The 24,594-nt window shown below is 70.3% G+C and carries 18 protein-coding genes; 12 read left to right on the forward strand and 6 right to left on the reverse strand.

Going from position 1 to position 24,594, the window contains the following annotated elements:
• Positions 1-9 precede the first annotated feature (9 nt).
• The gene (locus tag QSK17_RS20790) at positions 10-2,163 is read right to left on the reverse strand and encodes a glycosyltransferase (protein WP_285706618.1); all 2,154 of its coding nucleotides are present in this window, start codon (positions 2,161-2,163) and stop codon (positions 10-12) included.
• A 303-nt stretch (positions 2,164-2,466) separates the two neighbouring features.
• Here QSK17_RS20790 and QSK17_RS20795 point away from each other — a divergent pair, with 303 nt between their 5' ends.
• From QSK17_RS20795 to treS, 6 genes are all read left to right on the forward strand, one after another.
• Complete coding sequence (locus tag QSK17_RS20795) at positions 2,467-2,868, forward strand: YbaB/EbfC family nucleoid-associated protein (RefSeq protein WP_285706619.1); 402 nt, start codon at positions 2,467-2,469, stop codon at positions 2,866-2,868.
• Complete coding sequence (locus tag QSK17_RS20800; protein WP_285706620.1) at positions 2,865-3,170, forward strand: hypothetical protein; 306 nt, start codon at positions 2,865-2,867, stop codon at positions 3,168-3,170. The genes QSK17_RS20795 and QSK17_RS20800 overlap by 4 nt, the downstream gene beginning before the upstream one ends.
• A gap of 6 nt (positions 3,171-3,176) precedes the next feature.
• Complete coding sequence (locus QSK17_RS20805; protein WP_502889253.1) at positions 3,177-7,172, forward strand: WXG100-like domain-containing protein; 3,996 nt, start codon at positions 3,177-3,179, stop codon at positions 7,170-7,172.
• A 1-nt stretch (position 7,173) separates the two neighbouring features.
• Positions 7,174-7,923: a hypothetical protein gene (locus QSK17_RS20810; RefSeq protein WP_285706622.1), complete on the forward strand. Its 750-nt coding sequence runs from the start codon at positions 7,174-7,176 to the stop codon at positions 7,921-7,923.
• Positions 7,924-8,110: 187 nt separating this feature from the next.
• Positions 8,111-9,919, forward strand: a complete 1,809-nt coding sequence (locus QSK17_RS20815) for an adenine nucleotide alpha hydrolase family protein (protein WP_285706623.1) — start codon at positions 8,111-8,113, stop codon at positions 9,917-9,919.
• 462 nt (positions 9,920-10,381) lie between these two features.
• Positions 10,382-12,052: a maltose alpha-D-glucosyltransferase gene (gene treS / locus QSK17_RS20820; RefSeq protein WP_285706767.1), complete on the forward strand. Its 1,671-nt coding sequence runs from the start codon at positions 10,382-10,384 to the stop codon at positions 12,050-12,052.
• 121 nt (positions 12,053-12,173) lie between these two features.
• Here the strand turns inward: treS and QSK17_RS20825 are convergent, their stop codons facing one another.
• The 3 genes from QSK17_RS20825 to QSK17_RS20835 all read right to left on the reverse strand — a co-directional run bounded on the left by QSK17_RS20825 (position 12,174) and on the right by QSK17_RS20835 (position 15,765).
• Entirely contained in the window at positions 12,174-14,435 is a 2,262-nt protein-coding gene (locus QSK17_RS20825; protein ID WP_285706624.1) for an ABC transporter permease, read from the reverse strand.
• Positions 14,436-14,438: 3 nt separating this feature from the next.
• Positions 14,439-15,194: an ABC transporter ATP-binding protein gene (locus QSK17_RS20830; protein ID WP_285706625.1), complete on the reverse strand. Its 756-nt coding sequence runs from the start codon at positions 15,192-15,194 to the stop codon at positions 14,439-14,441.
• Between the two features lie 64 nt (positions 15,195-15,258).
• Positions 15,259-15,765: a PadR family transcriptional regulator gene (locus QSK17_RS20835; RefSeq protein WP_285706626.1), complete on the reverse strand. Its 507-nt coding sequence runs from the start codon at positions 15,763-15,765 to the stop codon at positions 15,259-15,261.
• A 139-nt stretch (positions 15,766-15,904) separates the two neighbouring features.
• Here QSK17_RS20835 and QSK17_RS20840 point away from each other — a divergent pair, with 139 nt between their 5' ends.
• The 6 genes from QSK17_RS20840 (at position 15,905) to QSK17_RS20865 (ending at position 22,327) form a co-directional block, all read left to right on the forward strand.
• Positions 15,905-17,170, forward strand: a complete 1,266-nt coding sequence (locus QSK17_RS20840; protein ID WP_285706627.1) for an ABC transporter substrate-binding protein — start codon at positions 15,905-15,907, stop codon at positions 17,168-17,170.
• 3 nt (positions 17,171-17,173) lie between these two features.
• Positions 17,174-18,502 (forward strand): ABC transporter substrate-binding protein, encoded by a 1,329-nt coding sequence (locus QSK17_RS20845; RefSeq protein WP_285706628.1) that lies wholly within the window; start codon positions 17,174-17,176, stop codon positions 18,500-18,502.
• A 201-nt stretch (positions 18,503-18,703) separates the two neighbouring features.
• Positions 18,704-20,059, forward strand: a complete 1,356-nt coding sequence (locus tag QSK17_RS20850) for an ABC transporter permease (RefSeq protein ID WP_502889263.1) — start codon at positions 18,704-18,706, stop codon at positions 20,057-20,059.
• Positions 20,056-20,943 (forward strand): carbohydrate ABC transporter permease, encoded by an 888-nt coding sequence (locus tag QSK17_RS20855; RefSeq protein WP_285706630.1) that lies wholly within the window; start codon positions 20,056-20,058, stop codon positions 20,941-20,943. Before QSK17_RS20850 ends, QSK17_RS20855 begins: the two co-directional genes overlap by 4 nt.
• A gap of 123 nt (positions 20,944-21,066) precedes the next feature.
• On the forward strand, positions 21,067-21,744 hold the full coding sequence (locus QSK17_RS20860; protein WP_285706631.1) for a uracil-DNA glycosylase: 678 nt from the start codon (positions 21,067-21,069) through the stop codon (positions 21,742-21,744).
• Between the two features lie 238 nt (positions 21,745-21,982).
• The gene (locus QSK17_RS20865) at positions 21,983-22,327 is read left to right on the forward strand and encodes a hypothetical protein (protein ID WP_285706632.1); all 345 of its coding nucleotides are present in this window, start codon (positions 21,983-21,985) and stop codon (positions 22,325-22,327) included.
• A 240-nt stretch (positions 22,328-22,567) separates the two neighbouring features.
• Here QSK17_RS20865 and QSK17_RS20870 read toward each other — a convergent pair whose 3' ends face one another.
• Positions 22,568-23,500, reverse strand: a complete 933-nt coding sequence (locus QSK17_RS20870; protein ID WP_285706633.1) for a hypothetical protein — start codon at positions 23,498-23,500, stop codon at positions 22,568-22,570.
• A gap of 113 nt (positions 23,501-23,613) precedes the next feature.
• The gene (locus QSK17_RS20875; RefSeq protein ID WP_285706634.1) at positions 23,614-24,495 is read right to left on the reverse strand and encodes a hypothetical protein; all 882 of its coding nucleotides are present in this window, start codon (positions 24,493-24,495) and stop codon (positions 23,614-23,616) included.
• Positions 24,496-24,594 lie beyond the last annotated feature (99 nt).

Below are 24,594 nucleotides of genomic sequence, written 5' to 3' on the forward strand. Positions count from 1 at the left end.
AAGGACCGGTCAGATCAGGGCGACGGGCTCCGCGGGGAAGTAGCCCTGGAGCCGGGCGGAGCCGAGCAGGCGGCCGACCGCCGACTCGCGCACGCAGATATAGGAGTATCGGTCGCCGGAGTACACCCGGACGCCGTCGGCCCGGCACTGGCGCATCAGCACCTCGTCCCATTCGTCGGAGACGTCGGCGAAGCCCAGGTCGGTGAGCGCCTGGCGGCGGCCGAGCAGGGTTCCTCCCCCGATTTCCGGCAGGAACCTGTGCTCGGCGCCCGGCTGGCGGAGCAGCGTGGCCCCCGCCTCGGGCAGGTACGCGTAGAACGACGCCTTGCCGACGATCTCGGCGTCGCTCGAGCCGAAGTAGCGGACGAGGTCGGACAGATAGTGCTGCCCGTACACGTCACGGGGGTCGAAGACGGCGACGTAGTCGCCCTCCGCGAGCCGCAGCGCCCGGTCGAGCGCCGCACCGCGCGTCATCGGGACGTCGGCCACCCGTACGACGATGTCCTGGAGGACGGCCGCGACCGTCTGGAGCGGAGTGAGGATCTGACGGGCGCTCTTCTCGACCAGCACGGCGTCCACGCCCTCGGCGACGATGACGAGCTGCCCCGGCACATGGATCTGGCGCGCGATCTGGTCCAGGAGGTGCTCCAACTCGGCCGCTCCGTTGACGGCCGCGATGACCGAGACGGTGCCCGTGTTGCGGACGTTCGGCAGCCCGACCACGTCGAACACCGGGTCGAGCAGCGACGTGACGGGAACGGTCCGACGCCAGCCGAGATGGGCCTCGCGGTCGAGGCCGCCGGCGTCCGAGAGCAGCGCCTCGGCCTGCGCGACGGTCACCTCCGGTTTGACGCCCGCGGCCAGCCTCAGCACGGGCGTGGCGCAGGCGGCGATCTCGGCGACGACCCGCGCGTCGACATCGGCCACGGCGACCACCAGCCCGGCCCGCCGGTACGCGGTCAGCACGTCGTCATAGGACGTCTTGTCGTCGTCCTGACCCGGCAGTGGCTGCCAGCCGCGTCCGCCGTGGGAGGAGTCCGCCCCCTGCGGCCGGGGCGCCCCGTCCGCAGCACCGTTCGCAGCACCGTTCTTAGGGGCGGCCCCCGCCGGAACCTGGGTCTGATCCTGGTCCGGCTCCGCGGCGGCCGCGTCGGACGGCCGCGCGGGCGCGGGGAGAACCACCGCGCCCAGCGTGAAGACATCGGACGTACGGCCGCCGACGGCCGGAATCGGGTTGTGGACGCGCGGCTGCACGGCCAGCGGGAGGACACCCACGCGGTCGTGGCGCAGGGCGGCCCGCCATTCCCGGACGCGTGCCTCGGTCGTCGTCAGGACGTACTCGAAGTGCTCGGCCGCGAGGACCGCCCGCGAGACGGACCCGCCGGAGTGCCAGAAGACGGTCTTGACGCCGCGCTTGCGGCACGCCTCCACGAGGTCGCGCAGCGCCCGCGTCTCCCCGGCCAGAGCCTCCAGCCAGCGCCCGCCGTTGCCCTGCCGGGGGCCGGGCTGTACGGACTCGACGAAGAGCAGGTGCGGCTGGTGCTGGTCGAGCATCGCGGCCCAGTTCTCCGGGCCGAAGTTGGTCACCTGCCGCCACTCGTAGCGCAGCATCGCCTCGGTCTGCCGGTCCACGATCGCGGCGACGGTGAGGTACGGCCTGGCCAGCGGCCCCTTGGGCACCTCGAAGCCGTCGGCCATGGGAGCCGACGCCTGGGGCGCCCTCGGATCGGGAGCGACGGCCGCCGGGGTCTCGGGGACCGCGGAAGGCTCCGGCCCGAAGTCCGAGCGCTTGGGCGCGGGCGGCTTCTTCACCGGCTCCTTCAGGGTCTTGGCGACCGTTCCGGGGTTCTTGGTGTGCAGGGCGTCCCCAAGCTTGAGCCAGCGGCTCTCCTGCACCGACGCGAGCTTCCAGTTGGCGACCTCGGTCTGGTAGCGCTGCTCGGCCAACTGCTTGCCGAGCTGCGTGTTCTGCCGTTCGGCCGTCCTCGCCCGGGCCTCCGCCTCCCGCATCCGCGTCAGAGCGTCGGCCTCCGAGCGCGCCGCGTCGTCGAGCCGCCGCTGGTAGTCGGTGAGCAGCCGGGCCAGCTCCGCCGCTCCGGCGGCCTCCTCGACGGCCTGCGCCAGTGCGCGTTTGACGCTCTCGAGGTCGCTCGTCTCGCTCATGGGTCACTCCGCGGTAGTCCGAAAAGGCGGGAGTCACAATATTCGCAGATCACTCGGATCAATCTCCGCCCGCCGAAGCGCACCGGAGCAGTCGAAGCTCCCTCACCGCCCCCTCGCCGTTCTCTCACACCGTCATCACCGACGAGCTGTCCGCGAGGGTCGCGACCTATCCGCCGCTCTGCGGCGTCCTCTACGCCGTGACACCGCCCATGCCGTTCACCGAGTATGTCCGTTTCGTTAACAGGTGAGAAACAAAAGATAATCTGCGATGAACAGGAGTCGTGTCACACAAAGGGGGCGAATGTGACTGATGCGTTCGGGGCGACGATCGAAGACCTGGCCGCGCAGTACAACGAGCAGATCCGCCACGTTCGTGAGATGTACGGCCGGCGCAACGAGCTCGCGTCCGAGGCATGGTCACCTGACGGCCTGGTCGGCGTCACCGTAGGGCCACACGGACAGGTACGCGCGATCGAGCTGAATCCGCGCGTGTACCGCAAACTGTCCCCTTCGGAACTCGCCCAATCGATCATGGAGCAGATCGGCCGGGCCACCGCGGTCGTCTCCCAGCAGGCCAAGGAGCTCATGGAACCGTTCATGCCCGCCGACCTGCCGTACGAGGAGATCTTCGGCGAGAACGTGAACCTCGACGCGTTCCTGCCGCAGCCCGTCGAACTCCGCGAGGGATCGGACCGGCCAGAGTGACGGGATCCGGCTTCTACGTGAAATGGTCGGCGCTGCGCCGCGAGGCCGTGGTCGTCGACGAGCTCAGGAGAAACGCGGTCTCGGCACGGGATCGGCTGCGCGCGGCCTTCGACCGGGACGGACGGGCCCTCGGCAGCGATCAGTACGGAGCCGAGCTGGAGAAGAAGATGCCCGCGATCACTGAGGGGATCTTCACGGCATTCCAGAAACACATCGACGAGCTGGACCGCATCGCCACCGGGCTCCGCACCGGCTCCATGACATACGAGCAGGCCGAACACGCCAACGAGATCGGCACGTGATCGCTCGTGGGATTCGATGGAATTCTGGTCCCTGACTGGGCCAAACCCTATGTCGGCTGGGTGGTCGGGATGGACTGGCCCGAAGGCGATGAGACGGGCTGCTTCCGGCTCGCCGACGCCTGCGTGACCGCCGCCCACGAGGTCGTCGCGGGGACCAGGGCCGACCAGCCCGAGAGCGCGACCAAGATCGGCCAGGCGTGGGACGGCGAGGCCCACCTGGCCTTCGCCGAGCACGTGTCCAAAGTCTCCGGCAAGCAGGTGGCGGACCTGGTCAAGCGGCTCATCGACGCCGCCATCGCCCTCAACAACGTCGGCGTGCAGATCCAGTACGCCAAGTACATGATCGAGGCCACCGTGTGGCTTCTGATCGTGCAGCTCGGTTACCTGCTCGCCATCGCCGTACCGAGCGGCGGCTCGAGCCTGGCACTCATCCCCGCGCGCGTGCAGCTCGCTCGCCTGACAGTCGCGCAGATCGCCAAACGAACCCTGACCAACATCATGCTGTTCGCCGGCATAGTCGCCGGCATGGACGCCGGCGTTCAGCTCCTGCAGATGGGACAGGGCCGCAGGGACGACCTGGACGGACGGCAGCTCGTGGTCTCCGCGCTGACCGGCGGCGCGATGGGAGGACTCATGGGGCTGCTGTCGGGCGGGCTGTCCCGCATGGCGACCCCGGCCCTACGGGCGGGCCTGTCCCGGGCGGAGATGTCGACCGCGGAGAAGCTCCTGGCCTCCGCCAGCTCGTCCATCTACGGTCAGGCCGCCCAGTACGCGCTGACCGGCGGCATCACCACCGCCGGCAGCATGGTCATTGAAGGCGACTTCAGCTGGGACATGCTCGCCAAAGGCATCACGTCGAGCGCGCTGGGCGCCGACGGTCAGCACCTGACCACATCCGTCCCTCACCACAGCACGTCGGCACCCCATCCCACGTCCCATGTCCCGGGCGCCGATCCCCCGGCCGGCCCCGGCCACGACTCCACCCTCGCCCGGGCCGCCGACACCACGACCGGCCCCGGCCACAGCACCACGCTCGCTCAGGCCGCCGACACCACGACCGGGACGGCGCCTCACATCCCCGCACGTGACGGCGGATCGGCCCGCTCCCCCCATGCCGGTCAGGACGGTTCGCTCGCCACGGGGATGCCGACGCGTCCGGCACCCGACGGCGCGCCCGCCGACGGCGGACGGCGTCCCGCCGAGCGGGGCACCACCGAGCGGGGCACCGGAACCGAACAGCCGTCGCGGCCGAAGGAGCAGGGCCGTGCCCCGGCCGCGGATGCAACCCAAAGGCCGGCGCCCCGTACGGCGGAGAGCAGTGCGCCCGTCGCCCGCAACACGGCGGAACGGGCCGACGGCGGCGCTCCACCGGCATCCCAGCGGACGTCCCAGCAGACAACGTCAGTTTCGGAAGCCCCGACCGGCCGGATCGAGAAGCTTCTCAACCACAGCGCCGAGCCGGAGACGACCGGCGGGCGGTCCTCCGGCGCGCACGCGGCGGACGGCCCCGAGCCGCGAACGTCGGATGTCGGTCCGCGACCGGGAGGCGACGAAACGCGACCGGGAGGCGAGCCCACACGAACGGAGTCGACGCTCCCCGACGGTTCTCCGCACACCGACACGGCCACACCGGCCTCGGCACACGACCGGCGGGTGGCCGACGCCCCCGCGCCGCCCGTGCCGCCAGCGGATCCGGCGGACGCCGGACGCGGCCAGACCCGGGTGCCGTTCGACTTCGAGAGGTTCTACAACGATCCCCGCTGGGCCGCGGAGGCCACCAGGTTCGAGCAGCGCCTCGGTGCCCACTACTTCAACAACCCGCAGAACATCGACGCGGCCCGCACGGCGCTGGGAAAACTGCGGGATGTCCTCATGGCGCTCACTCCCCGCGGAGCGGACGAGAGCCCGGCCGCCTTCGCACGGCGGGTCGAGAGCGCGTTCTTCCGCGACGACAAGGACGCCCACAGCAGCGCGGGGCAGGTGGGGACCGGGCTGACGGTCGACGACCTGCTCCGCAAGGGGAACCTCCGTGAGGTGATGACGGCCTTCTACAACGCCGCGTACTTCAACCGCGACAATCCGCAGACCCTCGCGAAGACGATTCTCGACGTCATCGACGGCAAGAGATGGGAGGAGGCCCGGGCCGCCGGCGTGGACCGCGACGAACTCACGCGCATGCGGCGGCAACTCGACGAGAGCGCGAACCGCGCGATCCTGGGCCGTCTTGAGGAGAGGTTCACTCCCGGCGAGTTCCGGTTCGCCCGCGACCCGTTCGGAACCGGCAACGTGATCATGCTGTCGGAGCGCGGCGTGAGGGATCTGGCCGACGTGATCAAGAGCCAGGCGAGCCGGCACGACCGCACCCCCGAGGAGCAGCAGCGGCTCGGCCTCATCACGACTCCGGCCCATTACGAGGGCCTGAACACGCCCCTTGGCCGGTTCGAGCGGGCCTTCATCGAATCGATCACCGACGGCCCCCTGCGCCCGGATACCCCACTGCCCTGGAGGGAGGGGGTGACCGCGCACGAGACCACGTCGAGCCGGTGGGCCAGGCAGGTGGCCGGTGACGGCTTCCCCGTGGTCGACGGAGTGTCGGCGACGACCACCCGCATGCTGGCGGCGGTCAAGTTCCTCGATCTCGGCCGGGGGACGACCGAGCACTTCGTCGGCGCGCTGATGGGCTGGATGCTGCCCGGCCGCGACCATTCGCTGTTCGAGATCATCCGGGGCGCGCAGATCGCCGGCTTCGGACGGCCGGACTTCGAACCGGGCGCTCGGCCCAGTGCCGTGGACCTGTACCGGAGCCTCCCCGACCTGGACCTCGGCACCCTGCGGACCGAGATCCTCCCTGACGGGCTGTTCCCCCACGAGGCGCAGTACCTCCACCATGCCACCGACCCCGGCGGCTTCTCCGAAACACAGCACCACAAGGTGCGGGAGGCCACCGAACGGCTGTGGCCGCAACTGGAGAGCGGACGGGTGACCGACCCCCACCTCGCCGAGTGGCTGCACCGCAACGGGATCGACCCGATGGACACGGCCAGGGTGCGGGAGCTGGGCGAGCGGTTGTCGCCGGCACACGTGACGGCGCTGACCGTCTACACCCGGCACAGCCACTACTTGATCAACAACGTCACGCGGACACAGCTGTGGACCGGCGGCGTGTCCGAGGCGGCCGTACGAACGAGGATGGTGCAGAAGGTCCAGGATCTCGCGACGAACTATCTGGGCAACCTCGCGACAGGCGAAAAGGCCCTGCCGCTCCCGCTGGCGCTGCGTCCGCTCCTGCATGTGGGAGAAGGCCACCTGGACTCGCGCTCACCGCTCAGCCCGCACGCCCAGAGCTGGATCGACGCGGCACATCAGGCCGAAGACGCGAAGCACCGAAGCCAGGAGCACCGGGCTGCCGGCAGAACGGCGGAGGCGCGGCAGGCCGAGTCGGAAGTGAGGGAGGCCCGCAAGGCGCAGCGCGCCGCCTGGCGCGAGATCCGTGAGCTGCTCGACACCGCGACACCACGCCTGTTCGAGGAGATGCGCTGGCACGCGGACATGGTGCACGACGCCATGATGCAGCTGCCCGCGCTCGGCAGTCCCGACCATCCGGTGCTCGCGTACCGCGGTGACTGGATCACGCCGGTTCACTCACCCATTTACGGGTCGAAACTGTTCCCGCACGGAACGGCGCGGGAGTTCCTGAGCGTGAGCCGGCTGCTGGAGGTGGCCGTGCGGTTCATGGCGGAGAACCCGGCAAGTGATCGGAAGGTGCTGGTCGTCTACCACCTCACCGGCGGCCAGGCCCGCGACATATCGGTCTTCTCCTCCTTCGCGGCGGACCAGGAGGCGGTCTTCCCGCCCCATTCACGCATGAGACGCGTCCAGAATCCCGAGTTGGCGGAACGGGTCCGCGCGGATGTGGAGAGAGCAGCGGCGGACATGGTGCGCCGCGGCGTGCTGCCGAAGGTCCCGGGCGGCTATGAAATCATCGTGATGGAGGAAGGCTGATATGGCGACCGAGTGGGCGGAGCTGGACGAAGAGGCCTGGCGGATCTTCGGCGGTCTCCACCGGCTGCTCCTGCGCCTGGCCGGGCGGTTCCCCGACGAGCTGCTGAGTCACGCCCGCGCGATGCTGGGGCAGGGCGACCTGGCGTACCTCCCCGACACGGTGACGGGTGCGGCGGTGGGGCTCGGGGTGTCCATGGCGCCGGCCGAGGTGGACCTCCTCCGCCACGTGGTGGAGGCGCTGGGAGACGGAGGAGAGCCGCCGAGTGGGGCGGACCAGGTGCCGCTCTCCGAGGTGGTCCCGGCGACCGATCACCGTTTCGCCCCCGCGCCGCCCGCGGTGCTGGCGTCGGCCGGGGCGCGCATCCCGGCCAGCCTGGACCTGACCGGCGAGCCGGGGGCCGACCTCGACAACCTCGACGACCTCGACGACCTCGACGACCTGAGGGACGAGCTGACCGATCTCACGGACGACCTCGTCGTCGACGCGCTCTCCGAGCACGCGGGCGTCGTGGCGATCTGGCGTACCTGGCGATTCGGACCGGCGGGGCCGCCGGACGGAGGACAGAGGGTGTACCTCGCCGAGGTGGAACCGGGCGTCCGGGCATGGGAGCTGACCCTGGACGCCCAACGCGAACTGGTCCAGATGGACGTGGAAGCTCCGCAGGTCGAGGTGTTCTGGACCGGAGACGAGCTGCCTCCCTACCATCGGGCGGCGCGAGATCACGCGGCGCTGCTCTGGAACCGGCCCTGAGCGGAGCCGGTCGGCAGGCCACGCCTTCCTGAGGGCACGCGGGAAAGCGGAGGCCGCGATTCCGGCGAGTTTCCCATGGAAGATCGCCGGTCACGTGGGACGTGGACGGCGACCGCGGGTTCCGCGCGTCATGTGTTGGCGGCGCGGATCCGTAGACTCTCCGGTCGAGGTAGAAGGAGGGCAAACGGTGCGCAAAGGTGAATGGCCGCGATACCAGGCCAGGCCGTACGTGTGTGGTGCCATCGGGCCCTTCGATCCGGCCCGCCTCGACGTGCTGGCCCGCTCCGGCCCCGCCGTGCGGCTCGTGCACCGCGCCCAGGACGCGGCCCTCCTCGGCTCCGCCCCCATCCCGCCGTACGGCACCGCCGCGCCAACGGCGGGCCCGCAAGACCGCACGGAAGGCAGCCGGGAACGCGGGCCCGCGGGCGGCTCCGGACCGGCGGCCTTCGCGTGGGGAGGCCGCCTCCAGGCCGTCGCCCTGGGGCCCGCGTCCGGGACGGGATCAGGATCGGGATCGGGATCGGTCGCGGGCGTGCCGACCGGGACGGGTGCGCGGCCGGGGTGGCTGACCGTCGCCGAGACCTACGAGACGCCCGGCCTCATCGACGAGCCGGACGACGTGATCCTGCACACCGGGGCGTTCGGCCTGGATGACGTCTACTACCTGGCAGACGGGGACGCGATCTATTTCGCGGGCCTGATCGAACCGCTGCTCGCCCTGGCGCGCACGCCGCATGAGGTGAACTGGGACGCCTGGGCCGCCATACTCAAGCTGACCTTTCCGCTGCTTGAGGACACTCCGTACCGGCAGATCAAGCGGCTGCCCGGCTCCTCCGCGCTGATCTGGTCGCGCGTCGACCGGCGCGTGCGGGTTGACCGGCGGGCGCCGCGCTGGGTGCGCGAGGAGCCGTTCGACCGGGGCGTGACGGGCGGCGACCTGGTCGCGCTGCTACACGACGCGCTCGAGCCGTACGACCGCGTCCTGGTCCCGGTGAGCGGCGGGTACGACTCGCGGCTGCTGGCGAGCATCGCGGTGGACAGGAAGATGGACGTCGAGTCGTGGACGACCAGCCCGGACGACGGGCTGGACAACGACATCGACTTCGCCCGGTACATCACCCGGGAACTCGGCCTGCCGCACCGAATCGTCCCGCAATATCCCGAAAAATACCCGGAAGAGGCGCTATGGGCGGCGCGGCGGCTGGAGTATCTGACCAGCCACCACGCCTGGTACTCCCCGTTCGCCCGTGAGGTCCACGCCGCCGGACGGCCGGTGGTGGACGGCCTGGCCGGCGGCCCGCTGATGAAGAACTTCCTCATCACCGCCGACGCCGTGGACGCCGGGACCGGCGCCTCCCGCCGCGAGGCGCTCCTGGCCGCGCTGGCGACCGGCGAGCCCCACATGCCCGTCCTCGGCGACGCCGCGCTCGGCTGGATGGACGGCCGGGTCCGTGCGGCCTTCACCCGGGCGACCTCGATGTTGCACGGCCACCGCTCCGAGCTGCCGCTCAGCGTGCTGCACACGCGCACCGCCCGGGGCATCGCCCGCTCCCCGGTCAACCTGGTGGGCCCGGAGGCCACGCCGGTGTTCCCGTTCCTGCACCCGGAGTTCTTCGACGCGGCGCTCTCGGTGCCCGTGGCCCGCAAGGAGGGCGGGAAGTTCTACCGGGAGATCCTGAAGGCGGCCAACCCCAAGGTGGCGGCGCTGCCCTCCACCAACGGCGCGCTCCCGCACCGCCGGGTGCCGCTGCGGTCGAACGGCCCGGTCGCCCGCGAATGGAACCACCGGATGCTGCTACGGGCCGCGACCGTTCCCGGACTGATGTCACCCCAGATGCTGGAGGTCGTCGCTCAGGGACCCGACGCGCTGGCATCGTTCGGCTCGTGGAACTCCCGGTTCTGGCTGCGCGGCCTGGTGCTGTTCGGCGCGTGGCTGACCGACTACGAGGATGTTCTCGGCGATCTCACTCCGCCCTGGTCCGGAGGCCGGGGCTGACCGCCGCGACGATCTCCGCGCGGATCTCTGCGCCGTCCTCCGGACTCCCGGGAGACCCGTTCGCCGGCGCCCGTGCACGACTCGGCCGGGGCGACGGCGAGATAGCTGTGTGCGACGGTGCGGCAACAGACGAAAAGCACGTGTCAGGACGAGGTAACGAATCCTTGTCAGACCCGGGCCGATGGTAGTTTCTTGTTATGTATGTGGCATGAGCTGGCATGCAGCTACGGAGTGTGACCAGGCCACCCCATTCCCCCATAAATCTCCCTCATCAAGCGAGACCAGATGAACGCTGCTTCGCCATGCCCGGAACCTGTTTCCGAGGCTGCCGGAGACCTCCCCTCGCAGGTCACGGCGCCCAGCAACCTCATCCCGGCTGCAGAGCCGGCTGCTGAGAGCACGGGTCACGGCGCCGCCATGCCGGCGCGTGAGACGAGCAGTCACGGCGGTCATGGCACCCTCATGCCGACCCCCGAGATCACGGAGTTCACCACCCAGGACCCCCAGTGGTACAAACGGGCCGTTTTCTACGAGGTGCTGGTCCGCGGTTTCAAAGACTCGAACGGCGACGGCACCGGCGATCTGCGCGGGCTCATCGAGCAGATGGACTACCTCAAGTGGCTGGGCGTCGACTGCCTCTGGCTGCTGCCGCTGTACGAGTCCCCGCTGCGTGACGGCGGGTACGACATCTCCGACTACCTGAAGATCCTTCCGGAGTTCGGCGATCTCAGTGACTTCATCCAGATGATCGAGGCGGCCCACGAGCGCGGCCTTCGCGTCATCACCGACCTCGTCATGAACCACACCAGCGACAAGCACCCGTGGTTCCAGGCGTCCCGGCACGACCCCGAGGGCCCCTTCGGCGACTTCTACGTCTGGTCCGACGACCCGACGCGGTACCCCGACGCGCCGATCATCTTCATCGGCGCCGAGGAGTCCAACTGGACCTACGACCCGGTCCGCGGGCAGTACTACTGGCACCGGTTCTTCCACCACCAACCGGACCTCAACTACGACAACCCAGCCGTGCAGGAGGCCATGCTGGAGGTCCTGCGCTTCTGGCTCGACCTCGGCGTGGACGGGTTCCGGCTGGACGCGGTGCCGTACCTCTTCGAGCGCGACGGCACCCCCTGCTCCGGCCTGCCGGAGACGCACGCGTACCTCAAGCGGGTCCGCGCCGAGGTGGACCGGCTCTACCCCGACCGAGTGCTGCTGGCCGAGGCGAACGGCTGGCCGGAGGACGTGGTCGAATACTTCGGCGACCCCACGGTCGGTGGCGACGAGTGCCACATGGCCTTCCACTTCCCGCTCATGCCGCGCATCTTCATGGCCGTGCGCAGGGAGAACCGGGAGCCCATCTCGGAGATCATGTCGCGCACCCCGAAGCTGCCCGACAGCGCGCAGTGGGGCATCTTCCTCCGGAACCACGACGAGCTGACGCTGGAGACGGTCAGCGAGGAAGAGCGCGACTACATGCACGCCGAGTACGCCAAGGACCCGCGGATGCGGGCCTACCTCGGCATCCGGCGGCGCCTCGCCCCCCTCCTGGAGAACGACCGGGACCAGATCGAGCTGTTCACCGCGCTGCTGCTCAGCATGCCGGGCTCGCCCGTCATGTACTACGGCGACGAGATCGGCATGGGCGACAACATCTGGCTGGAGGACCGGGACTCGGTCCGCACGCCGATGCAGTGGAACCCGGATCGCAACGCCGGGTTCTCCCAGGCGGACCCGGGCCGGCTGTACCTCCCCGTCGTGATGGACCCGATCTACGGGTACCAGTCGGTCAACGTGGAGGCGCAACTCAAGAGCGAGTCATCGCTGCTCCACTTCACCCGCCGCATGCTGCAGATCAGGCGGGAGCACCCGGTGTTCGGCACCGGCGACTACATCGAGCTGTGGTCGACGAACGCCAGCGTGCTGGCCTTCCTCCGCGAGGAGGGCGACGACCGGATGCTGTGCGTCAACAACCTGTCCAGGCATCCCCAGCCGGTCCAGCTCGACCTGCGCAGGTTCACCGGCATGACGCCGATCGAATGCCGGGGCGGCGTCCCGTTCCCCGTGATCGGCGAGCTGCCGTACCTGCTGACCCTGCCGGGCCACGGGTTCTACTGGTTCTCGATCCGCCCCTGACAGCCGTCCCCGGACGGACGTGAGGCGCAGCCGGAACTCCTTCGCGGTCCTGGCTGCGCCTGCCTCCCTGGCCCTCTTGATCGTCGCCTTCCGCGACGCCTCCACCGGGCCGTACGGAGTGTCAGCGGGCGCTGTGCGGCACCCGGGCGCGCGCCGCCCGGCGTGCCGGGATCAGCGTGACAAGCAGGGACGCGCCTACCGCGACCAGCACGGAGGCGACGAGCATCCCCGGGGTCGGGGCGCGGCCGATCCCCGCCCCGACCCCGCTCCCCCTGCCCTCCAGATCGATCAGGGCCGTCGAGAGGGACGCCCCCGCGACCGTGCCGATGATCACCCCGGAGACCGCGAGCAGGCCGGTGCCGGTCACCAGCGTCGCCATGACCTGGCGCGGGGTGAGCCCCATCGCCTTCAGCACCGCCAGGTCGGGCGCGTGGTCGCGCAGGCCGAGCGCGCTCGCGGTCAGCAGGTTCGCCAGGCCGATCAGGGCCAGCACGACGACCAGCGCGACGATGATCACCCGGATGATCGACAGCCGGTCGGCCGGGTTCACCACCTGGGAGACCTCCAGCGCCTTGTCGTGCAGACGGGCCCGCACCCGCGCGGCGTCCGCCCCCGGCCGCAGCACGAGGCTGTAGAACTGCGGCGGCACCGCGTCCTTGGCCGCCAGGCTGTCCACACCGAACGACAGCACCTCGCCGTCATGCTCGGGCTCCACGACCCTGCCGACGATCCTGACGATCAGTGGGGTGCCGCCGATCGTCATCCGCACCCGGTCTCCGATGCGGACGCCGAGCAGGTCGAGCAGGCCCTGGCCGGCCACCGCCTCGCCGCGGTCCCGGAAGATCCTGCCCTCCACCACGTGGAACGGATAGGGGGCGGCTGACCGGCCGAGCGCGCGGGTACGAACCGTCCTGGTCTGCCACGGCACGAGCGCATCCAGCTCGGCACCGGGATAGACCGCCGCCACGTCCGAGTCGGCCGCGGCCCGCCGGAGCGCCTCATCCGCCGTCAGCTCTCCCGGGCGTACGGTCAACGCCGCCGCCTGGCCGACCCGCTCCGGATGGCGGATGAAGTCGTCCAGCGTCGCCCAGCAGCCGAGCCCGATGGAGATCATCATCATCGGGATGGCCACCCCGGACACCGTGAGCAGCGCGGGCGTCTTGCGGGTGAACGCGTCCCTCGCGCCCAGCACCAGCGCGGGCGGCAGCCGTACGAGCAGGGCGACCCTGGCCAGCCGGGACAGGTGGCCGCGCGGCGGGGCGGCCGGCGCGGCGGGGATCGGCGGCGTCCGGCCGCCGCGCCACGCGGGCAGCCAGACCGAGCCGAGGACCACCAGGCCGGTGCCGAGCGCGATCGCGGCGAACGGCCCGGGAGAGAGCGGGACGACCACGGTGTCCGGCAGCGCGTACGCGGTGATCAACCGCCCGGCGGCCAGGCCGAGCACGATCCCGAGGAGGCCGAGGACCCCGTGTTCCGCGACCAGCGTCCGGGTCACCTGGCTCCGGGTGAACCCGAGCGACTTGAGCGTGGCGATGTCGCGGAGCTGGCTGAGCACGCGGCCGCCGGTGGCGTTGGCGAGCGCGAGGGCCGCGGCGACCAGTCCCGCCACGCCGAACAGCGCGAGGAGCAGGCCGAGCAGCCGGTTGTCGAGTTCCATGGAGGCCCGCACCTCGCGCCAGGTGGACACCCGCTGCACCTGGTTGTCGAGCGCGGTGACGGCCCGCTGCACGACGAGGTCGGTGTCGTCGGGATCGGCGAGCCGCAGCCCGACGACGGTCTCGGTGCGGCCCGCGGCCGGCTCGACAACGTTGAGCGTCTGGGCCAGCGTCCAGACGAGACCGGGGGCCCAGTCGGGATAGAAGCCCTGGTCGCCGCTCTCGGCCAGGCCGGCCACCACCAGCGCGTGAGAGGCGCCGTTCAGGCCGGTGACGGGGAACGGGCTGCCCGGCCGCAGCCCGAGCGCCCGCGCGAACGACCGCTCGACCACGACGGCGTCCGGGTCGCGCACGTCGAGCCAGCGCCCCTCGCGCAGCAGCGGGCGCGCGACGGCCTGGAACGCGGCGGGCGTCTCCTGCAGGGCGATGGGCACCTTGCGGCCGCGCCCGGCCAGGGTCGCCGGCGCGCTGCGGTACGGCCCGGCGAGATCGGTGACGCCGTCCAGCCCTCGCAGGGACACGACGTCGGGGGTGTCCTTGGTGTGGATCCAGATGTGGGCGCCGTGCCCTCGGGTGAACAGGCCGCGCCAGGGGTTCGTGCCGTCTTCGAGCAGGGTGGCCGCGGTGACGAGCGCGGTGACGATCCCGGCGACCGTGAGGATCGTGAGCAGCGCCTGCCCCCGGCGCGCCCGCAGGTCGGCGCGGATCCATCGCAGCTCGGCCCGCACGGATCAGCCCCGCAGCTCGACGACGTCGCCGACCGTGCCCCCCGTGCCCGCCGGGCGGCGGCGGGCACGGGGCAGGGCTCCGTCGTCGACGATCTCACCGTCGAGGAGGCTGACGACCCGGTCCGCCATGCTCGCCACCCGCGCGTCGTGGGTGACGATGACGATCGTCTGGCCCTTCCTGTGCACGTCGGACAGCAGGCGCAGCACGTCCTTGGTGTTGCGGCTGTCGAGGTTGCCGGTGGGCTCGTCCGCGAGGAGGAGGCGCGGCTGGTTGGCCAGCGCGCGGGCCAGCGCGACCCGCTGCTGCTCGCCGCCGGAGAGCTGCGCGGGGGCGGCCGCGGCCCGCTCGGTGAGCCCCAGTTCACCGAGCAGGTACTCGCGCCGCTCCCGGGCCTGCCGGGGAGACGCCCCGCTCAGCAGCGCGGGCAGCTCCACGTTGTCGGCGACGGTCATGTTGGCGACCAGGTTGAAGAACTGGAAGACGAAGCCGACCTTCTGCCGCCTGAGCAGGGCCCATCCGCTCTCCGAGAGCGTGTCGGCGCGGGTGCCGTCGATCCAGATCTCCCCGCTCGTGCGGACGTCCAGCCCGCCGAGCATGTGGACGAGGGTCGACTTGCCCGAGCCCGACGGGCCCATGATGGCGACGAACTCCCCGCTGTCGACCCGCATGTCGATCCCGCGCACCGCCGGAACCGGCACTCCCCCGGACTGGTAGATCTTCACGAGGTTGATCGCCTTGACCGTGGGGACGCCGGTCACGACCGACCCCTCTCAGGCGTACGCGGTGCGCGGTGGGTTCGGAGCGTGGGGGGTGTGGGGGGCATCAGGGAAGTTCCTCCTGGCAGCGTTCCAGCCAGTCGAGGTCGGCCTGCAGATGGAGCATGGCGCCCTCGATCAGCAGCAGAGCCACCCGATTCCCCGGATCGGTGTGCTCGGCGAGTTCGTTGAGATCCCGCATCAGCGAGAGGTAGTGACGGCGCTGGCGGTTCACCAGCGCCATCCGGTCGGCGACGCCGGTCAGCGGGGCGAGCACGAGCTTCATGAAGAACTCGTCCCGGACCCGCGGCCCCTCCGTGGGCTCGTCGACCCAGTTCTCCAACGCCTCGCGGCCGGTGGCCGTGAGGTAGTAGACCTTCTTGTTCGGCCGGTTGGACTGCTCGACGTCCACCGCGCGGACGAATCCGTCCTTCTCCAGGCGTCCGAGCGTGACGTAGATCTGTCCGATGTTCGGCGACGGGTACGCGCCTCCGAACGTCTTCTCGAGAGCATGCTTCAGTTCGTAGCCGTGGGCAGGTTCCTTCGCGAGGAGCGCCAGCAGCGGCAGCCGCACGCGCACACCTCCCAGAGCGTAGTGACCGGAACGTTACCGAGCGGACTGGATACACCCGTTGACGCCCACATTATCGCTATGCATAACATGCATGCACGTACCTAACACGTATGTAATTTGGACTTGATACGGAGGTCACGTGGTCCGCCGAGGCTGCCTTCTCCTGGCCACCCTGCTGCTGGCGGGTTGTTCCGGATTCGGCGGCGACCCCGGCCGGGAGCCGGGCGGCGCGCCCGGCGGGACCGGTCCGATCACGCTCGTCATCGGCCGGGACACGACGGCGTACCTTCGCCCGTTGCTCGACCGGTGGAACCGGACCCACCCCGCCGAACGGGTGACGCTGCTCGAACTGCCGGAGGCGGCCGACGAGCAGCGCGCCCAGATGGTGGCCAACCTGCAGGCGCACAGCGACCGCTACGACGTGCTCGGGCTGGACGTGGTCTGGACGGCGGAGTTCGCCGACGCCGGGTGGATCGTCCCGCTGGACCGCGGCCTGTTCCCCCTGGACAAGCTGCTGCCTCCGGTCCTGGACACCGCGGTCTACCGGGACCGGCTGTGGGCCGTGCCGTTCACGAGCAACGCCGGGTTGCTGTACTACCGGTCCGACATCCTCAAGAAGGAGCACCTCAAGCCGCCCACGACCTGGGCGGAGCTACGCGACCAGGCGCTTCGCCTGGGCAAGAAATATGACATAGGCGGATATGGGGGCCAGTTCCTCCCGTACGAGGGGCTGACCGTGAACTTCACGGAGGCGGTCCACTCGGCCGGCGGCACGATCCTCTCCCCGGACGCGCGGACCGTGACGATGAACCCCGACACCACCCGGACCGCGCTCGGCTTCCTGGTCGGCGGCGTCAAGGAGGGCTGGATCCCCCAGGAGGCGCTCGCCTACAAGGAGGAGGAGTCCCGGCTCGCCTTCCAGGAGGGCGACCTGCTGTTCGCCCGCAACTGGCCGCACGCGTACGGCCCGGCCACGCACTCCGCGGTGGCCGGCAAGTTCCAGGTGACCCGGCTGCCCGGGCTGAACGGGCCGGGGTCCAGCACGCTGGGCGGGCAGAACCTCGCCATCAGCGCCTATTCGAAGCGGCAGAAGTCGGCCCTCGACTTCATCCGCTACTTCACCGGACCGGAGAACGAGCGGCTCGTCCTCACCGAGGGGTCCTTCCCCCCGGTGTGGGCCGACCTGTACGACGATCCGGCACTGATCAAGCGGTTCCCGTACCTCCCCGCGCTCAAGGAGGCGATCCTCTCCGCGCGGCCGAGGCCGGTCACCGCCAACTACAACCAGGTCAGCCTGGTCATCTCCAGCGCCGTTTCCAGCGCGCTCAACCTCGGCAAACCCGTCGATGAGACCGTCACCGAGCTGAAACTGCAACTCGGCGAGGTCATCCAGACTGGAGGATAGACAATGCGGAAACTCCCCCCGCTTCAGATCGGTGTGGTCGCCGTCCTCGCCCTCGCGGCGGCCGCGTGCAGCAACAACTCCGCTTCAGAGCCCACCACCAAGGGCAGCGCCCCCGCGGCGGAGGCCAAGCCCCTCGCCGGCGTCAGCATCGAGGTCGCGGCGAAGTGGACGGGTGACGAGCAGGCCAGCTTCGAGAAGGTCCTCAAGGCGTTCGAGGAGAAGACCGGCGCCAAGGTCACGTACGCCTCCACGGGTGAGGACACCGGCGCCTACCTCGGCCCGCGCATCCAGGGCGGCAACCCGCCGGACGTGGCGATCCTGCCGCAGCCCGGCCTGGTGCAGCAGTACGCCGACCAGAACGCGCTCAAGCCGCTCTCCTCCGAAGTCCTGGCGCAGATCGACCAGAACTACACGCCGTACTGGAAGGAGCTCGGCTCCGCGGGCGGCCAGGTGTACGGCGTGCTCGTGAAGGCGGCGCACAAGTCCCTGATCTGGTACCGCCAGTCGGCCTTCGACGACGCGGGCGCCCAGGAGGCCACGACCTGGGACGACCTGATCGGCAAGACCGCGCAGACGCTGGCCGACTCCGGCACCGCCCCGTTCGCGCTCTGCGCCGCCTCCGGGTGGACGCTCACCGACCTGTTCGAGAACGTCTACCTCTCCTCGGCGGGCCCGGAGAACTACGACAAGCTGGCCAAACACGAGATCCCGTGGACCGACCCGTCGGTCACCGCCGCACTGGAGAAGATGGCCCAGATCTTCGGCAAGAAGGACTTCATGCTCGGCGGGTCGTCCGGCGCGCTGCAGACCGACTTCCCGACCTGCGTCACCCAGGTCTACGGCCAGAAGAAGGCCGCGATGGTCATCGAGGCCGACTTCGTCGCCGCCTCCGTGGGCCAGTCGGGCGCCCAGGTCGGCGAAGAGGCGAAGATCATGCCGTTCCCGAAGGCCGGGGACACCGCTCCGGTCGTGCTCGGCGGCGACGTCGGCGTGGTGATGAAGGACTCCACGGGCGCGCAGGCGCTGCTGGAGTTCCTGGCCTCCAAGGAGGGCGGCGAGGTCTGGGCCAAGCAGCCGGGTTACCTCTCCCCCAACCGCAACGTCTCGCCCGAGAACTACCCGAACGAGCTGACCAAGCAGCTCGCCGAGACGATCATCTCCGCGGGTGAGGCGGTCCGGTACGACATGTCCGACCTCGCGCCGAGCGCCTTCGGCGGCACGGACGGCAAGGGCGAGTGGAAGCACCTGCAGGACTTCCTGCGCAACCCCTCCGACATCAAGGGCATCCAGCAGAAGCTGGAAGCGGACGCCGCCAAGGCCTACAAGAAGTAAGGGGAGAAGGCCGTGACCGAACGGTTGGACGGCCCGCAGGCTCCCGGCGGCGACGAGCTCGCCGCCGGGGCCTCCCCCGGACCGGCAGAGACTGAACCCGACGTCGCGCGGCCCCCGGCCACCGACACCAACACCGACACCTCCACCGACACCGACGCCGACACCGCGACGGACCCCACCGACACCGACACGGGCACCGCCATCGCGACGGACCCTCGCCCTGGCGCCACCGGCACCGCGACGGCTCCCCGACCCGCCACCGGCCACACGGCCGCGACGCGGCTCAGCCCGTCGCCCAAGATCGCGGTGTTCTTCCTGCTCCCGGCGCTCCTGCTGCTGGCCGCCTGGGTGATCTACCCCATCATCTACTCGATCTTCCGGAGCCTGTTCGACGCGGCGGGCGACCGCTTCGTGGGCCTTAAGAACTACGCCGCGATCATCAGCGACCCAAGCATGCTCGCCACGCTGTGGCACAACGCCATCTGGGTCGCGATGGCCCCGCTGATCGTGACCGTGCTCGGTCTGATCTTCGCGGTGATGACCGAACGCATCCGCTGGGCGACCGCGTTCAAGCTCATCCTGTTCATGCCGATGGCGGTCTCGCTGCTCGCCGCCGGCGTCATCTTCCGGCTCGTCTACGAGCAGGACCCGGACAAGGGTGTCGCCAACGCCGTGATCACCACGGTGCACGACACGTTCAGCAGCAGCCAGGGCTATCCCGGGGCCCGTCCCCGCGAGAACGACCAGGCCCCTGTGGTGCTGAAGAACGGCGACGTCGTCACCCGGCAGCCGGTCCAGCCCGGCCAGCAGGTCCTGATCCCGCTCGTCGGCCTCAAGCCGGACGCCGTCGAGAAGGCCACGCCGGCCAAGGCCGCCGGCGCGGGCGGCCTCAGCGGCACCGTCTGGCTCGATGTCGTACGCGGAGGCGGCGGCACGGTCAACCAGATCGACGGCACAGAGAAGGGTCTCGCCGGGATCACGGTCGAGGCGGTGGCGGGCGGCCAGGTCAAGGCCACCACCGAGACCGCCGCCGACGGCACCTTCTACTTCTCCGGCCTGTCCGCGGGCTCCTACGACGTACGGCTTCCGCAGTCGAACTTCGAGGCGGCGTTCAACGGCATCACCTGGCTCGGCCCGACCCTGATCACTCTGGCGATCATCGGCGCGTACATCTGGGTCTGGGCGGGCTTCGCGATGGTGCTGATCGCGGCCGGGCTCTCGGCGATCCCGCGCGACGCGCTGGAGGCCGCGCGCATCGACGGGGCCACCGAGTGGCAGGTGTTCCGGCGGATCACCGTGCCGCTGCTCTCCCCGGTCCTGCTGGTGGTCTTCGTCACGATGGTCATCAACGTGCTGAAGGTCTTCGACCTGGTGTTCATCATCGCGCCGGGTTCGGTGCAACCGCAGGCGAACGTGATCGCGCTGGAGATGTGGCGCGTGTCGTTCGGCGGCGGCGGCAACCAGGGCATGGGTAGCGCCCTGGCCATCTTCCTGCTGGTCCTGGTGCTGCCGTTCATGATCTTCAACATCCGGCGGTTCAGGAGGGACGAGCGATGACAACCCTGACCGAGGCGAGGCACGCGCGCGCGATCGAGCGCGGCCTCCTCGGGCGCCTCGTCGACCGGGTCGGCGGGGGCCTGGTCCAGGTGGCCCTGGTCCTCATCGCGGTGTTCTGGCTGGTCCCGACGCTCGGCCTGCTGGTCGTCTCGCTGCGGGGCGAGAAGGAGAACAACTCCAGCGGCTGGTGGACGCTCTTCACCAAGCCCGCGCAGGTCACCTTGGAGAACTACGGCAACCTGCTGGCCTCCGGGTTCACCTCGTCGTTCTGGAACACGGTGCTGATCACCGTGCCCGCGACGCTGCTGGTGATCGGCATCTCGGCCATGGCGGCGTACGCGTTCGCCTGGATCGAGTTCCCCGGCAGGGACGCCGTCTTCCTCGTGGTCATCGCCCTGCTGGTGGTGCCGATCCAGATCGCCCTGATCCCCATCGCCAAGATGTACGGCGCCCTGGACATCTTCGGCTCGATCGCCGGCGTGGTGCTGTTCCATGTGGCGTTCGGCCTGCCGTTCGCGATCTTCCTGCTCCGCAACTTCTTCGTGGGCATCCCCCGCGAGCTCCTGGAGGCGGCGCGGATGGACGGCGCGCCGGAGTGGCGGATCTTCGCGACGGTGGTGTTCCCGCTGGCCAAGCCGGCGATCGCATCACTCGGGATCTTCCAGTTCCTGTGGGTGTGGAACGACCTGCTGGTGGCCCTGGTGTTCGCCGACACCGCCAACCAGCCGATGACCAAGGCCCTGCAGTCCCAGATGCGGCAGTTCGGCACCAATATCGACATCCTCGCGCCCGGCGCCTTCCTGTCACTGATCATCCCGCTGGCGCTCTTCTTCGCCTTCCAGCGGTATTTCGTCCAGGGCCTGCTCGCGGGGTCGGTGAAATAGCACCTCGGTCGGCGTACGACGCCCGGCCGCGCGCCCCTCGGGGGAGGGCACGCGGCCGGGCCCGCCCGCGCGTTGTCCCGACACTTCATCCTTGATCCCGAAAAACCGATAGGCTTCGCGACCATGGCAGGGCGTCCCTTAAACGAAGTCATGGAAGCCGGATGGGCCGCGGCCCTCGAACCCGTCGCCGAGCAGATCTCCGCGATGGGCGACTTCCTCCGGCAGGAGATCGCCGCCGGACGGCAGTATCTCCCCTCCGGGACCAACGTGCTCCGCGCGTTCCAGCAGCCCCTCGACGAGGTCCGCGTGCTGATCGTCGGCCAGGATCCCTATCCGACGCCCGGCCACCCGATCGGCCTGAGCTTCTCCGTCGCCGCCGATGTCCGCCCGCTGCCCGGCAGCCTGGTGAACATCTACAAGGAGTACATGGCCGACCTCGGTCTCCCGCAGCCGAGCAACGGCGACCTCACGCCATGGACCGAGCAGGGCGTGCTGCTCCTCAACAGGGTGCTGACCGTGATGCCGGGCAAGCCCGCCTCACACCGGGGCAAGGGCTGGGAGCAGGTCACCGAGCGCGCCATCACCGCCCTCGTCGAGCGGGGCGGCCCGCTGGTGGCCATCCTGTGGGGGCGCGACGCCCGGAACCTGCGGCCCATGCTCGGCCAGGTGCCGTGCATCGAGTCGGCCCACCCGAGCCCCCTGTCGGCCCGGAGCGGATTCTTCGGCTCCCGCCCCTTCAGCCGCGCCAACGAGCTCCTCGTCCAGCAGGGCGCCGCCCCGCTCGAGTGGAAGCTCCCATGAACCAGTGCCACTAATGCCCCGACCGGCAAGGTTTGCCCGGAAGGAGCGGTGTCCAGGGTGGTGCATCGCAAGGCGGAGGAGGAGGTCGTAGCGGAGCCTACGGCCGACATTCCCGGGCCCCGCGGAAAGTCCGAGCCTGCGAGGAGTTTTCGTGGGTGGGGCGACAACGCGGCGAGGTGCCGCCCTGGGCGACGCGACGGGGCAAAGATTGACGTGCGGGGCACTAGGATCAACCACCATGAGCGATGTAACGGATACCGGACGCTACCTCCGCCTGACGGTCGACCTGGTGGTCGAGGTCCAGGATGTGAAGGCGTTGCAGGCGGCGGCCCTGGCGGAGATCCGCCATCCGGACGCCGAGCTGGACGACGACGAGCGCCAGGAGCAGATCGAGCTGGTCAACGAGGACGACACCGGCGCTGCGGCCCTCCAGTGGCTGATCGAGCCCGACCACGTGCTCGGCCTGGTCGAGCACGTCAGTGAGGTGGAGCCCCGCGAGGCGATGCTCGGCGTCGAGCCGTCGGACGGCATCCTCGAAGACGAGGACGAGCACGACCACGACCACCACGACCACGCCCACTGATAACCACGCTGGCAGATACGCTGACAAACACGCCGTAGTGCACGCGGGCAGCGCTGAAATCCCGCGCTGACAACGCACGCTGAGCACGGGCCCCGGCCATCCCAGCCGGGGCTTCCGTATGCCCCCGACGGCGCGTCGCCCGAGCCGCTCCCAGCGGAGGTTCGAGCCATCCGCCGTGAGAGGCGGTCACGCGCCATCCGCCGTGAGAGGCGGTCACGCGCCATCCGCCGAGAGGGGCGGTCACGCCTCCAGCAGGTTTGCTCGACGGCCGGTCAGGGCGTCCCGCTGCCGAGCCAGTTCGTCGCATCGGGCGGCGAGGTGGTTGAGCACGCCGTGGACCCAGCGCGCCACCTCCTGGACCTCCTGGCCGGTACGCATGATCTTCTGGTGCTTGTACATGTCGAAGATGACATTGTCGAAGAACATGTCGGCGAACCAGCGGGTGTCCACCTTGGGAAGCCGAGGGCTCGCGGCGACACCGACGTCGGCCAGCTCACGCGAGAACGCGTCGAGCGCCCGCTGCGCCTGCCACGCCGCCTGGTCGGCGTCTCTGAGTTGGCCGTGCTCGATGAAGTCGGCGATCCCGCCGCCACCGAACACGTCCCAGGTGGACGCCCCGCGCGCGCCGTCGAGGAATCGCAGGACCTGTCCGACGGCACGGCCCGCCGCCATCCCGGCCTGCCGGGCCTCTCCGTGCTCGCGCAGGTCGGCCTCGACGTTCGCGAGTCCCGCGGCGATGTCGGCGAGCTCCCGTCCTCGCGGATCGTCGGAGTCGACCAGCAGCCGCTCCTTGCGGGCCAGCAGCGCGTTGAGCTCGTCGGCGGCGGTCCCCACCTCGGCCAGGCTCGTGTCGGTCGAGCGCAGGTCCTCCGTCAGCCACTCCAGCCGGGCGCGCTGGCCGTGGACGCGTTGCCGCACGGCCTCCGCCTCCGCGCGCTCACGGGCGAGCCGCTCCTCCTTGGTGCCGAAGAGGGAGGCGAAGAATCCGCCCTGCTCCAGCTTGACGACGTCGTGATCCTCCTTGGCCAGCTGCCGCTCCAGCTCGGCGAGAAGCCCTCTGACCTCGTCGATCTGCCCGGTGAGAGTGACGCGCTGCCGGGACAGCCGCTCGCGACGACGCGTCCGCTCCCTGGCATCACGGATCTCTTCGTCAAGAGCATCAAAAGAGGTCATACTTCACAAGACGAACGATCGACGCACGGCGTTCCCCTGGCCGTTCACGACCCGGCCGCTTCAGATCGCCCCTTCAGACCGCCCCTTCAGGCCGCACCTCCGGAACACGGCTCTCAGGCGGCGAGTAATCCCGGGGTGCTGCAGAGCCAGTCGTTCACAGTGCCGGTGAAGCCGGACGGCGGGCCGACGCTGAGACAAGTGGCGTCGGCCGTGCGGCTGCCGAGCCGGACGCGGAACGGTTCGCGATCGAGATGCGGGGCGCCGGAGACGACCACGGGCTCGGCGTCGCCGAGCCACAGGTGCTCGCCGATCGTGCGGCACCTGGCATCCGGACTTCCGGCCGTCCACGCGAGATGCCCGGCGAGCAGGTGTCGCGCGACGGTGCGGAGCACGGAGACGGTGCACAGACTGTGCGCGCAGGCGGCCCCCTCCAACATGACCTCCGGCAGGCCGAACCTCCGGAGGCCGCGCGTCGAGATCGTGAGACAGGTGCAGGCATCGGTCGCCGCGGGGTCCCACGGCGGGCAGGAGCTGTCGACGCCGACCTCGGTGGTCCAGCCGAGCCAGTCATCCCCGAGCCGGAACTCGTGCGGCTCCCCCTCGCACCCCGTGCGGTGCGGAACGATCACGCCGGTCACGAGATCGACGATGACGCCGCCATAAGCGTCGGCGACACCGCGAGCCACCGCCCTCGCGGCCTGCGCGACCTCGGGCTGCTCGGCGACCGGCGCGGTGCTGGTGACCACGACGTGATGGCGGGCCCTGCGCACGGCGTCGCGTCCCTCATCGCCGACGCTCATCCGCGGCCACGGCGACTGCGCGGCCTGGAACACCTGCAGGTCCAGCCGCGACGTGCCGAGCGCCTGGGCGGCGGCCCTCCTGTGTGACCCGCTCATCCGCCACGGAACAACCGAGTCCAGCTCGACCGGCCGGCGGTCGGTCGCGACGACGAACACCGAAGTGGTCTCGGCCGGAACGGGATAGGTGATCTTCATGGGTTCTCCCTGTCGGTCCTGGAGAGCCCAGCTTGCGGTCGCGTCTGGACGCTTCGCTCAACCGAACGGTCCTCTGTGGAAAACCCCGGTTATCCACAG

The sequence above is a fragment of the Microtetraspora sp. NBRC 16547 genome, from assembly GCF_030268965.1.
Classification (GTDB): Bacteria; Actinomycetota; Actinomycetes; order Streptosporangiales; family Streptosporangiaceae; genus Microtetraspora.

Coding starts and splice junctions, on each gene's coding strand:
- QSK17_RS20790 (WP_285706618.1), bottom strand. CDS start 2,163: ATGAGCGAGACGAGCGACCTCGAGAGCGTCAAACGCGCACTGGCGCAG.
- QSK17_RS20810 (WP_285706622.1), top strand. CDS start 7,174: ATGGCGACCGAGTGGGCGGAGCTGGACGAAGAGGCCTGGCGGATCTTC.
- treS (WP_285706767.1), top strand. CDS start 10,382: ATGCCGACCCCCGAGATCACGGAGTTCACCACCCAGGACCCCCAGTGG.
- QSK17_RS20845 (WP_285706628.1), top strand. CDS start 17,174: ATGCGGAAACTCCCCCCGCTTCAGATCGGTGTGGTCGCCGTCCTCGCC.
- QSK17_RS20855 (WP_285706630.1), top strand. CDS start 20,056: ATGACAACCCTGACCGAGGCGAGGCACGCGCGCGCGATCGAGCGCGGC.
- QSK17_RS20860 (WP_285706631.1), top strand. CDS start 21,067: ATGGCAGGGCGTCCCTTAAACGAAGTCATGGAAGCCGGATGGGCCGCG.
- QSK17_RS20865 (WP_285706632.1), top strand. CDS start 21,983: ATGAGCGATGTAACGGATACCGGACGCTACCTCCGCCTGACGGTCGAC.
- QSK17_RS20870 (WP_285706633.1), bottom strand. CDS start 23,500: ATGACCTCTTTTGATGCTCTTGACGAAGAGATCCGTGATGCCAGGGAG.
- QSK17_RS20875 (WP_285706634.1), bottom strand. CDS start 24,495: ATGAAGATCACCTATCCCGTTCCGGCCGAGACCACTTCGGTGTTCGTC.